The organism is Thermobifida cellulosilytica TB100 (assembly GCF_001517975.1).
Taxonomy (GTDB): domain Bacteria; phylum Actinomycetota; class Actinomycetes; order Streptosporangiales; family Streptosporangiaceae; genus Thermobifida; species Thermobifida cellulosilytica.
In genome coordinates this window covers 437,844-452,828 of the sequence record NZ_KQ950181.1, presented here as the reverse complement: position 1 = coordinate 452,828, position 14,985 = coordinate 437,844, and the positions used below count along the sequence as shown (strand labels likewise).

General features: G+C 71.0%; 14 protein-coding genes. 3 read left to right on the top strand and 11 right to left on the bottom strand.

From position 1 onward, the window contains the following. Positions 1–68: 68 nt before the first annotated feature. Positions 69–1,094 (top strand): LLM class flavin-dependent oxidoreductase, encoded by a 1,026-nt coding sequence (locus tag AC529_RS08325; RefSeq protein WP_232306637.1) that lies wholly within the window; start codon positions 69–71, stop codon positions 1,092–1,094. Between the two features lie 227 nt (positions 1,095–1,321). Here AC529_RS08325 and AC529_RS08320 read toward each other — a convergent pair whose 3' ends face one another. Together AC529_RS08320 and AC529_RS08315 are read right to left on the bottom strand one after the other, a co-directional pair. Then, positions 1,322–2,959: an ATP-dependent acyl-CoA ligase gene (locus AC529_RS08320; protein WP_068755295.1), complete on the bottom strand. Its 1,638-nt coding sequence runs from the start codon at positions 2,957–2,959 to the stop codon at positions 1,322–1,324. Further along, the gene (locus tag AC529_RS08315) at positions 2,959–3,747 is read right to left on the bottom strand and encodes an enoyl-CoA hydratase/isomerase family protein (protein ID WP_068755293.1); all 789 of its coding nucleotides are present in this window, start codon (positions 3,745–3,747) and stop codon (positions 2,959–2,961) included. The genes AC529_RS08320 and AC529_RS08315 overlap by 1 nt, the downstream gene beginning before the upstream one ends. Before the next feature lie 301 nt (positions 3,748–4,048). Between AC529_RS08315 and AC529_RS08310 the strand changes: the two genes are divergently transcribed. Both AC529_RS08310 and AC529_RS08305 read left to right on the top strand, forming a co-directional pair. Continuing rightward, the gene (locus AC529_RS08310; protein ID WP_068755290.1) at positions 4,049–4,798 is read left to right on the top strand and encodes an SDR family NAD(P)-dependent oxidoreductase; all 750 of its coding nucleotides are present in this window, start codon (positions 4,049–4,051) and stop codon (positions 4,796–4,798) included. Positions 4,799–4,805: 7 nt separating this feature from the next. Next, positions 4,806–5,594 carry an amidohydrolase family protein gene (locus AC529_RS08305; protein WP_068755288.1) on the top strand — a complete coding sequence of 263 codons (789 nt, stop codon included), beginning with the start codon at positions 4,806–4,808 and terminating at the stop codon, positions 5,592–5,594. 210 nt (positions 5,595–5,804) lie between these two features. Here the strand turns inward: AC529_RS08305 and AC529_RS08300 are convergent, their stop codons facing one another. From AC529_RS08300 to AC529_RS08260, 9 genes are all read right to left on the bottom strand, one after another. Then, the gene (locus AC529_RS08300; RefSeq protein ID WP_068755286.1) at positions 5,805–6,302 is read right to left on the bottom strand and encodes a nuclear transport factor 2 family protein; all 498 of its coding nucleotides are present in this window, start codon (positions 6,300–6,302) and stop codon (positions 5,805–5,807) included. Further along, entirely contained in the window at positions 6,299–7,768 is a 1,470-nt protein-coding gene (locus AC529_RS08295; protein ID WP_068755284.1) for an MFS transporter, read from the bottom strand. The genes AC529_RS08300 and AC529_RS08295 overlap by 4 nt, the downstream gene beginning before the upstream one ends. A gap of 99 nt (positions 7,769–7,867) precedes the next feature. Continuing rightward, complete coding sequence (locus AC529_RS08290; protein WP_068755283.1) at positions 7,868–8,584, bottom strand: ABC transporter ATP-binding protein; 717 nt, start codon at positions 8,582–8,584, stop codon at positions 7,868–7,870. Then, complete coding sequence (locus tag AC529_RS08285) at positions 8,577–9,350, bottom strand: ABC transporter ATP-binding protein (protein WP_068755281.1); 774 nt, start codon at positions 9,348–9,350, stop codon at positions 8,577–8,579. Before AC529_RS08285 ends, AC529_RS08290 begins: the two co-directional genes overlap by 8 nt. Continuing rightward, the gene (locus AC529_RS08280) at positions 9,347–10,291 is read right to left on the bottom strand and encodes a branched-chain amino acid ABC transporter permease (RefSeq protein ID WP_068755279.1); all 945 of its coding nucleotides are present in this window, start codon (positions 10,289–10,291) and stop codon (positions 9,347–9,349) included. The genes AC529_RS08285 and AC529_RS08280 overlap by 4 nt, the downstream gene beginning before the upstream one ends. Continuing rightward, positions 10,288–11,178 carry a branched-chain amino acid ABC transporter permease gene (locus tag AC529_RS08275; protein ID WP_232306636.1) on the bottom strand — a complete coding sequence of 297 codons (891 nt, stop codon included), beginning with the start codon at positions 11,176–11,178 and terminating at the stop codon, positions 10,288–10,290. Before AC529_RS08275 ends, AC529_RS08280 begins: the two co-directional genes overlap by 4 nt. Before the next feature lie 104 nt (positions 11,179–11,282). Next, positions 11,283–12,461, bottom strand: a complete 1,179-nt coding sequence (locus AC529_RS08270) for an ABC transporter substrate-binding protein (RefSeq protein WP_068755277.1) — start codon at positions 12,459–12,461, stop codon at positions 11,283–11,285. A gap of 402 nt (positions 12,462–12,863) precedes the next feature. Next, positions 12,864–13,625, bottom strand: coding sequence for a FadR/GntR family transcriptional regulator (locus tag AC529_RS08265; RefSeq protein ID WP_068755275.1), 762 nt, complete (start codon positions 13,623–13,625; stop codon positions 12,864–12,866). A gap of 122 nt (positions 13,626–13,747) precedes the next feature. Then, positions 13,748–14,977 carry a CaiB/BaiF CoA transferase family protein gene (locus AC529_RS08260; RefSeq protein ID WP_068755273.1) on the bottom strand — a complete coding sequence of 410 codons (1,230 nt, stop codon included), beginning with the start codon at positions 14,975–14,977 and terminating at the stop codon, positions 13,748–13,750. Between the last annotated feature and the right edge of the window lie 8 nt (positions 14,978–14,985).

Genomic DNA, 14,985 nt, shown 5'->3' with positions numbered 1-14,985 from the left:
CCTCAAGCCCACCCCCCGTTGCCCCCCGACGCCAAGTGGGCTAATTTGATTATCATCAATAACATCGAATGAGTGGGGTGCTCATGGCGCTGAAGTTCGGTCTCGCCATCATGAACGACTTCCCCCCGGACGTGGTCCCGGCCGACCGCATCGCGGCCATGCGGGAGCAGGTCCGCGCGGCCCGCGACGCGGGGATCTCGTCCATCTGGGTGCTGCAGCACTACCTCGGCAACATGCCGACGCTGCAACCGGTGCCGATCCTGTCCGCGCTGGCCCAGGACGCGGGCGACATGATGCTGGGCACCAACATGTTCATCCTGCCCCTGCACCACCCGGTCCAGGTGGCCGAGGACTTCGCGACCCTCGACCACATCACCGGCGGCCGGGTCATCGCCGGGTTCGGCATGGGCTACCGGGAGAACGAGTTCGAGTCCTTCGGCGTCCCGATGGACCAGCGCGTGGCGCGCTTCGAGGAGAGCGTCGAGCTGATCCGCCGACTGTGGTCGGGTGAGCGCGTCACCTTCGAGGGGACCCACTACGCCGTCCGCGACCAGCACATCAGCCTCACGCCGGTCCAGCAGGGCGGCCCGCAGATCTGGATCGGCGCCGGCCCGCACAAGAAGGGCGCCCAGCGCGCCGCACGGCTGGGCGACGCCTGGATCGTCCCGCCGCACGCCAGCCCGGAGAAGCTCAAGGTCGTCCTGGGCCACTACCAGGCCGAGCGCGAGCGCCTGGGCCGCGGCCCCTCCGAACTGGTGGCGCGCCGGGAGCTGCTGCTCGACCGCGACGCCGGGCGCGCCCGGGAGCTGGGACTGCGCTACCGCGGCGCGCTCACCCGCAAGTACGCGGAGTTCAACGCGCCGGAGCAGGGCGAGAACTACCGCCACCTGAGCACCGAGCAGGCCGCCGTGGAGGTCGCCGACGCCTCCTACCTGTTCACCGACCCCGAGGGCGCGGTCCGCGCGCTCAAGGAGCTGGAGAGCCAGGGGCTGACCTACATCGTGCTGCGCGCGCAGTGGTACGACACCCCCCAGGAGCAGGTCCTGGCGACGCTGGAGCTGTTCAAGAACGAGGTGCTGCCCGCGTTCCGCTGACCCCGCACACGGCCGCGGCCCGGACTCCCCCGTCAGGAGTCCGGGCCGCGGCGTTCCCGCGCGCCGGTGCGGGCCTTCCGGTGCTCCCGGAGCGGCCCGCGTCCGCGTCACGGGCCGGACCGCCCGTGGCGGGCGGCCCGGCGGTCGGGCGCGGTCCGTCCGGCATCCGCGGACCGCGCCGGGGCGGACGGGGCCGGCCTGCTCGCCGACGACCGGCCCCGCCGGGCTCAGGCCTGCTGCACGGCCAGCCGGTCGTGGGTGTCGGCGGTGACGCCGTCCTCCCGCAGCACGGCCTTCTGCACCTTCTCCGAGGGCGTCTTGGGCAGCTCCGGCACGAAGCGCAGGTAGCGCGGGACGGCGAAGGCCGGAAGGCGGCTGTCGCACCACTTCCACAGCTCCTCGGGGGAGACCGGCTCGCGCACGACCACGCACGCCATGACCTCGTCCTCGCCCGCGTCGACGTCGGCGGGCACCGCGATGACCGCGCACTCCACCACCGCGTCGTAGCCGAGGATGGCCTGCTCCACCTCGTAGGAGCTGATGTTCTCGCCGCGGCGGCGCAGCGCGTCCTTGTAGCGGTCGACGAAGTAGTACCAGCCGTCGGCGTCGCGGCGCAGCGCGTCGCCGGTGTGGAACCACAGGTTGCGCCACGCCTCGGCGGTCTTCTCGGGCATCCCGTAGTAGCCCATGCTGGTGATCCACGGCACCTTGGGGCGCACGACCAGCTCGCCGACCTCGCCGACGGGGACCTCCTCGTCGGTCTCGGGGTCGACCAGGCGCACGTCGAACCAGTCGTCGGCGGCGAGCCCGGCCGCGCCCGCGGGGCGGTCCTCGCCGTAGGGCGACAGGATCGGCGCGGAGGTCTCGGTGAGGCCGAAGACCTCGACGAAGGCCTCGACGCCGAAGCGCTTCTTGAAGTCCTCGAGGATGGAGGAGGCGGTGGGCGCGGCGAAGATGCAGCGCAGCGGGTTGTCGGCGTCGTCGGGGCGGCGCGGCTGCTTGTAGACGAAGTCCATCATCACGCCGATGAAGTTGGTGACCGTGACCTGGGACTCCCGGATCTGGTCGATCCACCGGCTGGCGCTGAACCGGCTGCGCAGCACGAACCGGGCGCCGCTGAGCAGGGCCGGGTAGGCCGACATGAACTGGGCGTTGCCGTGGAACAGCGGGGTGACCGCCATGGCCGCGTCGCGGTCGGTGAGCCGGGTCAGGCAGGCGGTCTCCGCGGAGAAGAAGAACATCTGCGCGTGCGGCATCGCCACGCCCTTGGACGGGCCGGTGGTGCCGGAGGTGAAGAAGATGGAGGCCAGGGAGCGCGGCGAGACCTCGGGCAGGTCGCCCTCGCGCTCGGTGGTCAGTGTCTCCCAGCGCTCGGCCTGCCAGCCCGCCGCGCGCAGGGCGGCGATCGCCGCGTCGACGTCGCCGTTGTCGATCACCCAGAAGCGCTCGATGTCGGAGCACTCCTCGGCGACCTCGGTGAAGCGCTCGGCGAGTTCGGCGTCGACGACCGCCCAGCGGGGGCGCGAGGTGCGCACCTGGTGGGTGAGGAAGTCGCCCTTGTAGGCGGTGTTGATGGGGACCTCGACCATGCCCGCCATGGCGCTGCCCAGCCAGGTGAAGATGAACGCCGAGGAGTTGCGGGCCATGATGAGCACCCGGTCGCCGGGCGCGCCGTCGACGAGCAGGGAGCGGCCCACGTTCTCGGCGGTGGCCAGCGTCTCGGCGTAGGTCCAGCGCCGGCCCTCCTCCGGGGCGTCGAGGTAGATCGCGTCGGGCGCCTGCTCGGCACGGCGGCGCAGCACCGTGGGCAGTGCCCAGTCCTCGCGGTCGGGGAAGGCGGGGCGGAGATCCTTGTAGGTGCGCATCAGTTCTCCTCGGGGCTGGTGAAGAGGGGGGCGAAACGGGGGGGCCGCTTCTCGGCGAAGGCCCGGGCGCCTTCGAGCATGTCGTGGCTGGCGATGGCCTGGGCGAGCATGCCGATGCCGGAGCGGAAGGAGTCGCGGGCGCTGTTCCACCACAGGTTGGAGCTGATCTTGGCGATCTCCAGGTAGCGGGGGCTGAGCGCGAGGAGCTCGGCGGCCCACTCCTCGACGGTGGACTCCAGCTCCTCGGGTTCGACGACCGCGTTGACCAGTCCCATCTCCAGTGCCTGGGCCGCGGTGTAGCGGCGGCAGAGGAAGGACAGCTCCTTGGCGCGCTTCTCCCCGATCTGGATCGGCATGATGTTGGTGCCGCCGAGGACGGGGGCGCTGCCGACCCGGGGGCCGGTCTGGCCGAACGTGGCCTTCGACGAGGCGATGGCCAGGTCGCAGGCGATGACCAGCTCGTTGCCGCCGCCGGCCGCCGCGCCGTTGACGGCGGCGATGACCGGGCGCGGGGAGGTGCGGATCGCGTCGAGGAGGGCGAGCGAGCCCTCGTACATGGCGCGCACCTCGCGCGGGTCGGGGTCGTCCATGGTGGCCAGGTAGCCGCCCGCGCAGAACCCCCTCCCCTGACCCGTGATGACGATCACACCGCTGTCGACGCTGTCCTCGATCGCCCTGACCACGGACCTCGCCATCGGCCCGTCGAAGGCGTTGAACCGCTCCGGGCGGTTCAGCCGGATCCAGGCGACCTGTCCTCGCCGTTCGACGAGCACGTCTTCCTCTGCCATGGCACCTCCCATGCTTACCATATAATCATATTCATGATTAATGTTCGAGGGGTCACACCCCTCCACCACCCAGTCCGACACCCCCTGGCGCCATGGCGTCATAATCATTATAATAATTAATTGCGGCTTCTGGCGGCAGAGGTCCGGTGCGGATCCCGGGCCCACCGCGGCGCCCGCCCGGCCGACGGCAGAGGTACCGCAGCAGTCAACCACGAGTAGGAGAGTCACCGGTGTTGGACCGACCCCTGACCCATCCCCGCCCCGCACTCCCGGCTCCGCGTCGCACCGGGAGGTGGGCCTGATGGCGGGAGAGCTCGAAGGCAAGGTCGCGCTCGTCACCGGTGCCAGCCGGGGCATCGGGGCCGCGATCGCCCGCGGCTACGCCGAGCGCGGCGCACTGGTGGTCGGCGCGGCCCGCTCCGCCGACCAGTTGCGCGCGCTGGCGGCCACCGACCCGGAGCACATCTCCACCGCCACCGTGGACCTGCGCGACGAGGAGTCGCTGAGCGGCCTGGTCGACCTCGTCGTCGAACGGCACGGCCGGATCGACGTCCTGGTCAACAACGCCGGCGTGGCCCCCGCCGCCGACTTCGCCACCGAACCCGTCGCGCAGTGGCGCAACACCCTGGAGGTCAACGTCATCGCCCCGATGACGCTGGCCCAGGCCGCCGGACGCCACTTCATCGCCCAGGGCGGCGGCAAGATCATCAACATCGCCTCGACCACCGGCGTGCGCGGCAAGCCCGGCCTGGTCGGCTACTCCGCCTCCAAGGGCGCGATGGTGCGGTTCACCGAGTCGCTGGCCGCGGAGTGGGCCCGCCACAACATCCAGGTCAACTGCATCGCTCCCGGCGCCTTCGCCACCGACGCGCAGAGCGCGGTGCTGGAGTCGCCCGACCTGCTGCACCGCAGGGTGCGGCGCATCCCGGCCAAGCGCATGGGAGACGTCTCCGAACTGGTGCCGCTGGCCTGCCTGCTGGCCGCGCCCGGCTCCGACTTCATCACCGGGTCGGTCTTCGTCGTCGACGGCGGCGAGTCCGGAAAACTGTGAGGCAACCATGATCATCGACGCGCACACCCACGTCTGGCCGGAGAAGATCGCGGCCAAGGCCCTGGCCGGACGCGTTCCCGGCATGGAGGCGCGGTTCGACGGCACCGTCCCCGGGCTGAAGCGCTCCATGGAGGCCGCCGGGATCGACCACTGCGTCGCCTTCGGTATCGCCGACCACGCCCGCCACGTCGAGCGTGCCAACGAGTTCATCTCCTCCCAGCGCAGCGACTGGCTCACCCCGTTCGGCACCGTCCACCTCGACCTGTCGGTCGAGGAGAACATGGAGATCCTGCAACGCCACGGCATCAAGGGCGTGAAGCTGCACCCGCTGTTCCAGCGCTTCGCCCTGGACGACCGGCGCCTGTGGGCCCTGTTCGACGCCTTCGGCTCCGACATCGCGGTCATCGCCCACGTGGGCTTCGGCGGGGAGGGCTCGGCCAACGAGAACTCCACCCCGCAGATGCTCGCCGAGGTGGTGCGCAACTTCCCCAAGCTGCGGCTGATGGCCTGCCACTTCGGCGGCTTCCGGCGGCTGGACGACGCGGAGAAGTACGTGGTCGGGCTGCCCGTGGTGCTGGAGACCTCCTGGCCGCCGGGCCTGTCCGAGATCCCCACCGAGCGGCTGCGCGCCCTGGTGCACCGGCACGGCCCGGACCGGATGATCTTCGGCTCCGACTGGCCGATGGTCGACCCGGCCGACGAGATCGAGGCCATCCGCCGGCTGGAGCTGCACCCCGACGACGAGGCCGCGATCCTGGGCGGCAACCTCGCCCGGATCCTCGGCATGCAGAGCTGAGCCCGCAGGCCTGCAGGCCGCCGCGGCGCGGAACCGCACCCGCCGCGCCGCGGGACTCCCGCCCCGTGCCCCTGTTCTTCCCCCTGGTGCGGCGGCACAGGGCGGGCCCGGACCGGTGCCGGAACCGGTCCGCGGGGGCGGCCAGGTGCCCGGCGGCCCCCGGACACGGCAGGGGCGGACCCGGTCGCGGGTCCGCCCCTGCTCCGTCGGCTACAGTTCGCTGGGCGCGGGGTCGGCCCCCGGCCAGCGCACCCGCAGCGGGGTGCGGAAGAGCTCGGCGAGGTGCTGCACCGGGGAGACGTAGAGGAACTTCGACCTGCGCTCCCGGAACCGCCAGACGCCCTGCTCGCGGACGTAGGAGTCGTGGTAGCGGAACGCGGCGACGAGGAACTCCCCGCCGCGTTCGATCTCGGCGTGGCCGGCGACGGTGCCCCGCGCCGTGTCGTCGTCCAGCCACTCGATCGCGACAGTGTGCGGCGAGTGCACGGTCCTGCCGTTCAGGCGCGCCCGCTCGCGCAGGAAGTCCACGATCGCCTCGCGGCCGCGCAGGACGGCCCCGGCGTGGTCGAAGACCGCGTCGGCGGCGTACATCCCGGCCAGCGCGGCGTAGTCGCGGTCGTCCACCGCGAGGGCGTAGCGCGCGACCAGGTCGTGGATCGCGGCGCGGTCCTCCAGGCGGCGCAGGCGCCGCTCGACGTCTCCACTCATCTCCCTGTCCTCCTGTCATCCGATGTCTCTGGGCGCGGCTGTGCCCCTCCGGGCCGCCCGTGCGCTCCCCGGACACGCGCCGCGGGAAGCACCAGCGGCACCAGGACCAGGGCCAGCAGGTTGAGCAGCGCGGCCAGGCCGTAGTCGATCGTGAACGCCGTCCGCAGCGGGTGCTCCTGCCCCTCGGGGGTCCACAGCACCAGCACCACCGTGGTGACCTGAGACAGGATCGCCATGGAGAGGGTGCGGACGATGGTGTTGATCCCGTTGGTCGTGCCCACCTCGTGCTCGGGCACCGTCTGGGAGATGAGGACCGGCAGCACGCTGTAGACCGTCCCGCCCCCGATCCCGGTGATCCCCGCCCCGAGCAGGACCGCGGCCGGGCCGACCGGGGCGAAGGCCAGGACCGCCAGGCCGACGACGGCCGAGGCCGCGCCCACCGCCAGCGGCGGCCGGGTGCCGAACCGCGCGACGGCCCTGCCGGTCAGCGCCCCCGCCACCAGGGTGGTCAGCGAGAAGGGCAGCAGGTACATCCCGGCCTGGGTCGCCCCCGCCCCCAGGCCGACCCCGCCCCCGGCGGGCATCTGGACCATCTGCGGCACCAGCAGGAAGGCCGTGATCTGCCCGCAGTTCACCAGGAACCCGATGGCGTGCGCCAGCCACACGTTGCGCTGCCGCATCAGGTCCAGGTCGATCAGCGGGTCGCGGACGCGGCGCTCCACCGCCACCAGCGCGGCCAGGCCGACGGCCCCCGCGCCGAACAGGGCGACGACCGGCGGCGTCAGCCAGCCCCACTCCGCGCCCCGGCTGACCGCGAGCAGCGCGGTGCTCAGCGCGAAGGTGAGCAGGAGCGCGCCGACCCAGTCGATCCGGCCGCCGCCGTGCCCGGGCGCCCTGGGCACCAGGAGCGCGATCGCGGCCAGCGACACCGCCGCCATGCCCGCCGACCCCCAGAAGAGCCCCTGGTAGCCGAAGTGGTCGGCGACCAGGCCGCCCACGGGCAGCCCGAGCGCGCCGCCCAGGCCGAGCATGGAGCTGACCATGCCCATGCCGACCGCGGCCCGCTCCGGGGGAAGCTGCCGGCCGAGGATGGCGAAGGCCAGCGGGAAGATGCCGCCCGCCACGCCCATGACCACCCGTCCGGCGACCACAGCGCCCAGCGAGCCGCCCGCCGCGGCGACCACGCTGCCCAGCGCGAACAGCGCCAGCACGGCCAGCAGCACCGGTTTGCGGCCGAGCAGGTCGCCCAGCCGTCCGGCGATCACGGTCAGCACCGCCGAGGAGATGAAGAAGCCGGTGACCACCCAGGCCGCCTCGCTGGCGGTGGAGCCGGTGGCGCGCTGGATCTCGGCGAGGACCGGGACGATCGCGTTCTGCGACATGGCGTAGGTCAGCCCGCCGAGGACCAGGGGGGCGACGATCCGCGCCGCGGGGACCTCGGGCGGACCGGTGGGGGTGGGCGACACGCTTCACCGCCTTCGCTGTGGGAACGGACACGCGTCCGGGACGGGTGCCGGACGCGCGGCGGCGGGGCCGTGCCGCGCACGGCCCCGCCGCCGCGGGGGTCAGGCGCCCAGCGCCGCCTCCCCCAGGAAGGCGCGGACCACCGAGGTGTTGCGTCGGGCCTGCTCGGCGGGGCCGCTGAACACGACCTCGCCGCGCGCCACGACCACGACGTCGTCGGCGATCTCCAGCCCCATGTCGGCGTTCTGCTCCACCATGAGCAGCGCGATGCCGGAGTCGGCGATGGTGCGGACCGTGCCCAGCACGGACTCGACCATCGTGGGGGCCAGGCCCATGGAGGGCTCGTCCAGCATCATCGCCCGCGGGGAGGACATCAGCGCCCGTCCGAAGGCGAGCATCTGCTGCTCGCCGCCGCTGAGCAGGCCCGCCGGTCCGTTCCGCCGCTCCTTGAGGATGGGGAACATCTCGTAGACCCGCTCCATGGTCTCGGCGGCCTTGTCCCGGGAGGTGGTGTAGCCGCCGAGGACGAGGTTCTCCTCCACGGTCAGGGGCGCGAAGACCTGCCGCCCCTCGGGGACCAGCACCAGGCCGTCGCGGACGATGCGGTGGGTCGGGCGGCCGGTGATCGGCTTGCCGTCGAGCAGCACCTGCCCGGAGCGCACCGGCAGCAGCCCCATGGCCGCCCGCAGCGTCGTGGTCTTGCCCGCGCCGTTGGCCCCCAGGACCAGGGTGATCCTGCCCGGGGCCGCGGACGCGCTGACCCCGCGCACCGCGTCGACCTTGCCGTAGCTGACGTGCAGATCTCGGATCTCAAGCATGGGACCGCCACCGCTTTCCCAGGTAGGCCTCCTGTACCGCGGGATGGGAGACGACCTCCTGGGGCGAGCCCTCGGCCACGAGCGTGCCGGAGTTCATCGCCACGAGGTGGTCGCAGGTGTCGACCATCATCTGGACGTCGTGTTCGACGATCAGTTGGGCCAGTCCCTCGTCCCGCAGCTTGCGCATCAACTCCGAGACTTCCTGCCGTTCGGAGTGGTTCATGCCCGCGGTGGGCTCGTCGAGCAGGAGCAGCCTGGGCCGTGACGCCAGGGCGCGTGCGATCTCCACCCGGCGGGCCATGCCGTAGGACAGCTCGGTGGGCCAGGCGTCGCGGACGTCGCCCAGGCCGGTCCGCTCGATCGCCTCCTCGACCGCCTCGGAGGGCCGGTCGCGGCCCAGCCAGGACCGCAGCCTCCCGCCCGGAGCGTGCAGGTCCGCGCCGAGCTGGACGTTCTGCAGCACGGTCAGCTCCGGCAGCAGCCGCACGGTCTGGAAGGTGCGGGCCAGTCCCCGACGGGCCAGTTTCGTCGGCGGCGCGGTGTGGTACTCCTCGCCGTCGATGAGGAGGCGCCCCCGGGTGAGCGGCACCAGCCGCGTCACCGCGGCCAGGAAGGTGCTCTTCCCGGAGCCGTTGGGGCCGAGGATGCCGTAAATCCTCCCGGCGGGCAGCCGCAGTCCGAAGCCGTCCACGGCCTTGATGCCGCCGTAGTGCACCGCCACGTCCTCGGCTTCGAGGACGGGGGGCGCGGTCTCGGTGGTCGTCATTGCACCCCTCCCCTGGACTCGCCGCCGAGGGCCTGGAGCAGGGCGCGCTCCTCCGCGGTGTCGTCGGCCGGCGCCTCGGCGGTCACCGCGGCCGACCGCCGTCCGCGCAGCTTCTGGTAGAGCGTCTGGACCAGGCCGAGCAGTCCGGTGGGCATGAAGATCGCGGCGAGGATGATGATCACGCCGTAGACCACGTCCTGCCACCGGCCCGCGGAGGCCAGCACGCTCGGCAGCCAGGTGAAGATGACGGAGCCGATGAACGCCCCGATCCACGACCGCGAGCCGCCGATGATGACCATCGTCAGCGCGAGCACGATCAGGTGGAAGTTGATCTCCTCGGGGGAGACCGTGGTGCGCAGCAGGGCGTTCATCGCGCCGGCGCACGCGCCCAGCGCGCCGCTGACCGCGAAGGCCATCTGCCGCATCGGCACCACTCCGATGCCCATGGACAGCGACAGCTCCGGGTCCTCGCGGACCGCCTCGATCCGGCGGCGCAGCGGACCGCGCTCGGTGAGCGCCAGCAGCACCGCCACCACGACGCACACCGCGACCACACCGCCGGTGGTCAGGTCGCTGAGCGCCCCGTACAGCCCGTTCGCGCCGCCGGTCAGCTCGCCGCCGTTGGTGGCGAGCACCGCGATGATGAGCACGAACGCGATCGTGGCCATGGCCAGGTACAGCCCGTTGAGGCGGGCGACCAGCAGGGAGAACAGGTAGCCGACCACCGCGGCGAGGAGGACGGCCGCACCGATCGCGACGAACGCCGGAACGTCGTAGCGGAGGGTGAGGATGGCCGCGGTGTAGGCGCCGAGCCCGTAGCTGCCGACCCCGGCGAAGGAGAAGACGCCCAGCCGCAGCGGCACCTGGATGCTCAGGGCCAGCAGGAAGTTGAGGAAGGTGGCCTCGATGAGGACCAGGTTGGCCTCGTACCAGCCGATCATGTCCGCCGTACCTCCTTACGGCCGAAGATGCCGCGGGGCAGGAAGAGCAGCACCACGAAGATGAGCCCGAAGGCGACCGCGCTGGCCCAGGTGCCCGACAACTGGGTCACCACGAGCGTCTCGGCGAGCGCCAGGATCATCGACCCGGTGACCACTCCGGCGACCGATCCGATGCCACCCAGGATGATCGCGGCGAAAGCGCTGATCAGGAAGCTGTCACCGGTTTCGGCCGCGATCGATCCCAGGTAGTAGGTGAGCAGGACGCCGGCGATGCCGGCGAGTGCTCCGGCCGCGGCCATGGTGCCCAACGCCATCCGGCTGCGGTCGACCCCCATGAGGCTGGCGACCTCGGGGTTGACGCCGATGGCTCGCAGGGCCAGGCCGGCGCGGGCGGACTTGAGCCACCACGCGGCCAGGCCCGCCAGGCCGAGGGCCGCCACCAGGATGACCAGTTGCACGTTGGAGATGTGCACCGGGCCGAGCTGGTAGGTGGCGACCTTGAACGTGCTGGCGGAGAAACCGAACGGCACACTCTTGGTGTAGTGCTGGGCGATCGCCAGCAGGACACTGGCGGTGCCGATACCGCCCACGACGATCTGCATCTCGGCTTTGAGCAGATCGGGGTTGCGGCGCAGGATGAGGTTGAAGACCAGCGCCTGGGTCAGTACCGACAGCACCGTGCCCACGGCGGCGCCGAGCAGGACCATGGCCCACATCGGCAGCGCCACCGTCTGCACCACGAAGTAGGCGACCATCGCCGAGAACATGAAGGTGCTGCCGTGGGCGAAGTTGAGGATGCCGATCGTTCCCCACGCCACGCTCATACCGAGTGCGAACAGCAGGTAGAGCGACCCGAGGGTGACCGCGTTGATCAGGATCTCCAGCACAGCGGGCACCTCCTCTCGCTCGTCTCCTGTCGCACGCCTGTGTCATGCCTGTTCATCACGGTTCCGAATGGTTGTTGGACTCCGCTGGCCGCGGATCGGACAGGTCAGGACTCGCCCAGGGTGATGACGACCTCCTCGGAGCCGTCCCAACTGGCCAGCACGCCCTCGACCCGCACGTCGTTGCCCTCGAAGGTGAGCGGTCCCTGGGCGCCGTCGAAGCCCTCCGCGGCGACCTTGGCGATCCCCTCCTGGATGGCGGTGCGGTCGGCGCTGTTGGCCTCCTTGATGCCGCGGGCCAGCAGCCACACGGCGTCGTAGCCCTCAGCGGCGTAGTTGTTGGGCATCTCGCCGTACTTTTCCTGGTAGGCCTTGACGAACTCCTGGGTGGAGGGCACCTCGCTGCGGGCGCTGAAGTTGCTGGGCCACACGACGCCGGCGGCGTCCTCGCCCGCGGTCTCCAGGTTTCCGGCGCCCATCGTGCTCATGCCGATGATCTCGCCGTCGTAGCCCTTCTGCTTGAGCTGGCTGACGGCGCGGGGGTTCTGCGGGCCGAGGAGCAGCAGGAAGACCGCGTCCGGGTCGGCCTTGACGATCTCGGAGGTGACCGCGGTGAAGTCCTGGGTGTCGTTGGCGACGGTGTCGGAGCGCTTGATCTCGACGCCGTTGTCCTCGATCACGCCGGGAACCGCGTTCTCACCGAGCTCGGTGAGGGTGGGGTTGCCGCTGGTGTAGAGGACTGCGGCGGTCTCGACCTTCTTCTCCGCCAGGTAGTCGCCGATGATGTGGTAGTAGGAGTGGGCCGGTGCGGTGACCCGGTAGGTGTAGTCGCCGACCAGGACGCCGTCGCTGCCCGCCTGGTAGTAGACGACCGGGATCTGGCCCTTCTCGGCGATCGGCGAGATGGCGGACGCCTGGCTGCTCAGGCCGGGGCCGAGGATCGCGGAGTAGGTGCTGTCCGACACCGCCTGCGTCGCGAGGCTGGCGGCCTCCTGGGTGCTGTCGGAGGCGTCCTTGAGCTCGACCTCCAGCTTGGTGTCGCCGAGGAAGCCCTGCTCGTTGATCTGCTCGACCGCCAGGTCGATGCCCTTGGTGCTGTTCTCGCCGGCGAAGGAGACGGGGCCGGTCATCTCCTTGATGGACATGATGGTGATCGTCTCCGGCAGGCCTTCGGAGGCCTGGGTCCCCTCAGAGCTGCCGTTTCCGCAGCCGGCAGCCCCTGCGAGCAGCGCCGCGATCCCGGTGACCGCGAAGACGGAACGAGACCAACTCTTACGCATGTTCATGGACCATCCAATCGCAACCACATAATCATGATGATTATCGTGATGGTTGTCACGTTAGAGGCCTGGGTCACCCCTGTCCAGCCCCCCGCTGCACCCCGTCGGCACGGATGAGACCCGCCCGAGCGCCGCAGGACCCCCGTCACACCGCTCGCGACCTGCGCAAACAACCGAAAGTCACCCAACTGGGGCGCAACGCTCTAAAGATTCACGAGATTATAACTATTAACATCATTACCTGGCGAGTCCTGTAGTGGCGCGCATCCCTCCCGCCGACGCCGACCGACGGGGGGACCAACGGCGGCGCCCCGGTCGCCGCCGACCCCGTGCGGGGTCGGCGGCGACCGGGGCGCCGCGGGAGAGAGGACAGGACCGCCGGACGGCGGTAGCGCGGGAATTCCCGCGCTACCGCCAGTCGACGACTTCGTTCATCAGATTCGGCTCGCGTTCGGCGACCGTGTCCGCGTATTCCTGGAGGTGCTCGCGCATCAGCCGCTCCGCCGTCTCGGCGTCGCCGTTGATGACGGCCTCGGCAATCCGGGCGTGCGTCTCCCTGACGTGGTCGCCCTCATTGGCGATATAGACGGTCGAGGCCCGTTCGGTGAAGATGTCCTTCAACGCGCAGGCGATAAGGGTGAGCAAGCCGTTGCCGGACATCGACAGCACCTTGGTGTGGAATGCGTCGGTGGCCTGCAACCAGGGATCGGTACTGCGCGCCTCGAAACCCTGCTGCACGATGGCCCGCAGTTCCTCGTTGTCGTCCGGATCGTGCCGCTCGGCGGCGAGCCGGGCGATGAACGGCTCCAGCATCAGCCGCGCCTCGACGAGTTCGCTGAACCGGATGTCGAGGACCTGGAAGAACAGGGTGGCCATCCGCCCGAAATCGCGGCTGTCCACCTCCGACAGCACCGGGCCGCCGCCCGGTCCCGGTTTCATCCGGATCAGTCCGTGCACTTCGAGGATGCGCAGTGCCTCGCGGAGTGAACCGCGCGCCACCTGGTAGCGCTTGATCATGGCGCTCTCGGATTCCAGTACGGAATTCGGCGCGGGGCGCCTCTTGGCGATGTCGCGCACGATCTCCCGAGCGACGATCTCCGAGACCTTCTCACTGCGCCGTTCCCATGTGACGCCGGATGACCCAAATCCACTCATAATGTTCGGCAGCATACCGCTGTTCCACTCCCCCGCCGATTTCGCGGCGGTTTATCTCCGGGAAAAGAACAGGACCCAAATCCCGAATGTCACCGTTTCGCGGAGGCGGCGGAGGAGTGGCTTCGCGATTTCTCAGCTCACCGGCCCGCAGTGGCGCTGACGACCCCGCTGCCGACCAGTTCCGCCAGCTCTTCGTCGGTGAGCCGGAACTCCTCGGACAGCACCTCGTGGGTGTGCTCTCCGACCGCGGGCACCCCGTGGTAACTGGGGCCCGCGTAGCTGGCCAGGTGCAGCACCGGGCCGGGCATCAGCACCGACCGGAGCGTCTCGTTGCCGGTGATCGGCACCAGGGTGCGCTCCAGGAAGTGCGGATCGGCCACGATGTCGCTGGCGTCGTTGACCGGGGAGCTGACCACCTCGTACTCCTCCAGCACGGCCAGGGCCTGGTCGCGCGGGAGGGAGCCGACCCAGTCGGCGACCTGCTTCTGCACCAGCTCGTTGTTGGCGAGCCGGGCCGCGTTGGTCGCGAACCTCGGGTCCTTGATGAGGTCGGGCTGCCCCATGGCCGCGAACAGCCGCGCCGCGATCGTCTGGCTGGAGGCGGCGATGGCCAGGTACTTGCCGTCGGCGGCCTGGTAGATGCCGCGGGGCGAGGCCGCTCCGGTGTCGTTGCCGATGCGGGTCTGGATCTCGCCCAGTCCGGTGTAGCGCAGCACCAGGTCGCCGATGATGAACATCAGCGGCTCGTACAGCGCCACGTCCACCACGTCGCCCCGGCCGGTGCGCTCCCTGCGGTACAGGGCCATGGCCGTGCCCAGGGCCGCCGAGATCCCGGCGATGGAGTCCGCGAACCCGAACGGCGGTGCGGTCGGCGGGGTGTCCGGCCACCCGTTGATGTTGGCGAACCCGCACGAGGTCTCGGCCACGGTGCCGAAACCGGGCCGCTCCCGGTAGGGGCCGGTCTGCCCGAACCCGGAGACCCGGGTCAGCACCAGGCCGGGGTTGTGCTCGCTGAGCGCGTCGTAGCCCAGCCCCCACTCCTCCAGGCGTCCCGGACGGAAGGACTCGACCACGACGTCCACCTCGGCGGCCAGCCGCCGGACCAACTGCTGGCCCTCCGGCCGGCGCAGGTCGATGCCGACCGAGCGCTTGCCCGCGTTGAGCCGGGCGAAGCCCAGCGACAGCCCGTCCTTCTGGGGGACCCACTGCCGGGCGTAGTCCCCGGCGACCGGGTCCTCGACCTTGATGACCTGGGCGCCGAAGTCCCGCAGCATCCGCCCCGCGGTGGGAGCGGCGTACATCGAGCCGAGTTCGAGCACCCGCACTCCGGTGAGGGGGCCGTCCGCTGCGGCCCTGTGCTCCGTCATGTTCGCCT

Bases quoted from the DNA above. Each gene is read 5' to 3' on its own strand.
- AC529_RS08305 (WP_068755288.1), top strand. From the start codon at position 4,806: ATGATCATCGACGCGCACACCCACGTCTGGCCGGAGAAGATCGCGGCC.
- AC529_RS08325 (WP_232306637.1), top strand. From the start codon at position 69: ATGAGTGGGGTGCTCATGGCGCTGAAGTTCGGTCTCGCCATCATGAAC.
- AC529_RS08310 (WP_068755290.1), top strand. From the start codon at position 4,049: ATGGCGGGAGAGCTCGAAGGCAAGGTCGCGCTCGTCACCGGTGCCAGC.
- AC529_RS08290 (WP_068755283.1), bottom strand. From the start codon at position 8,584: ATGCTTGAGATCCGAGATCTGCACGTCAGCTACGGCAAGGTCGACGCG.
- AC529_RS08320 (WP_068755295.1), bottom strand. From the start codon at position 2,959: ATGCGCACCTACAAGGATCTCCGCCCCGCCTTCCCCGACCGCGAGGAC.
- AC529_RS08285 (WP_068755281.1), bottom strand. From the start codon at position 9,350: ATGACGACCACCGAGACCGCGCCCCCCGTCCTCGAAGCCGAGGACGTG.
- AC529_RS08315 (WP_068755293.1), bottom strand. From the start codon at position 3,747: ATGGCAGAGGAAGACGTGCTCGTCGAACGGCGAGGACAGGTCGCCTGG.
- AC529_RS08280 (WP_068755279.1), bottom strand. From the start codon at position 10,291: ATGATCGGCTGGTACGAGGCCAACCTGGTCCTCATCGAGGCCACCTTC.
- AC529_RS08270 (WP_068755277.1), bottom strand. From the start codon at position 12,461: ATGAACATGCGTAAGAGTTGGTCTCGTTCCGTCTTCGCGGTCACCGGG.
- AC529_RS08265 (WP_068755275.1), bottom strand. From the start codon at position 13,625: ATGCTGCCGAACATTATGAGTGGATTTGGGTCATCCGGCGTCACATGG.
- AC529_RS08260 (WP_068755273.1), bottom strand. From the start codon at position 14,977: ATGACGGAGCACAGGGCCGCAGCGGACGGCCCCCTCACCGGAGTGCGG.
- AC529_RS08300 (WP_068755286.1), bottom strand. From the start codon at position 6,302: ATGAGTGGAGACGTCGAGCGGCGCCTGCGCCGCCTGGAGGACCGCGCC.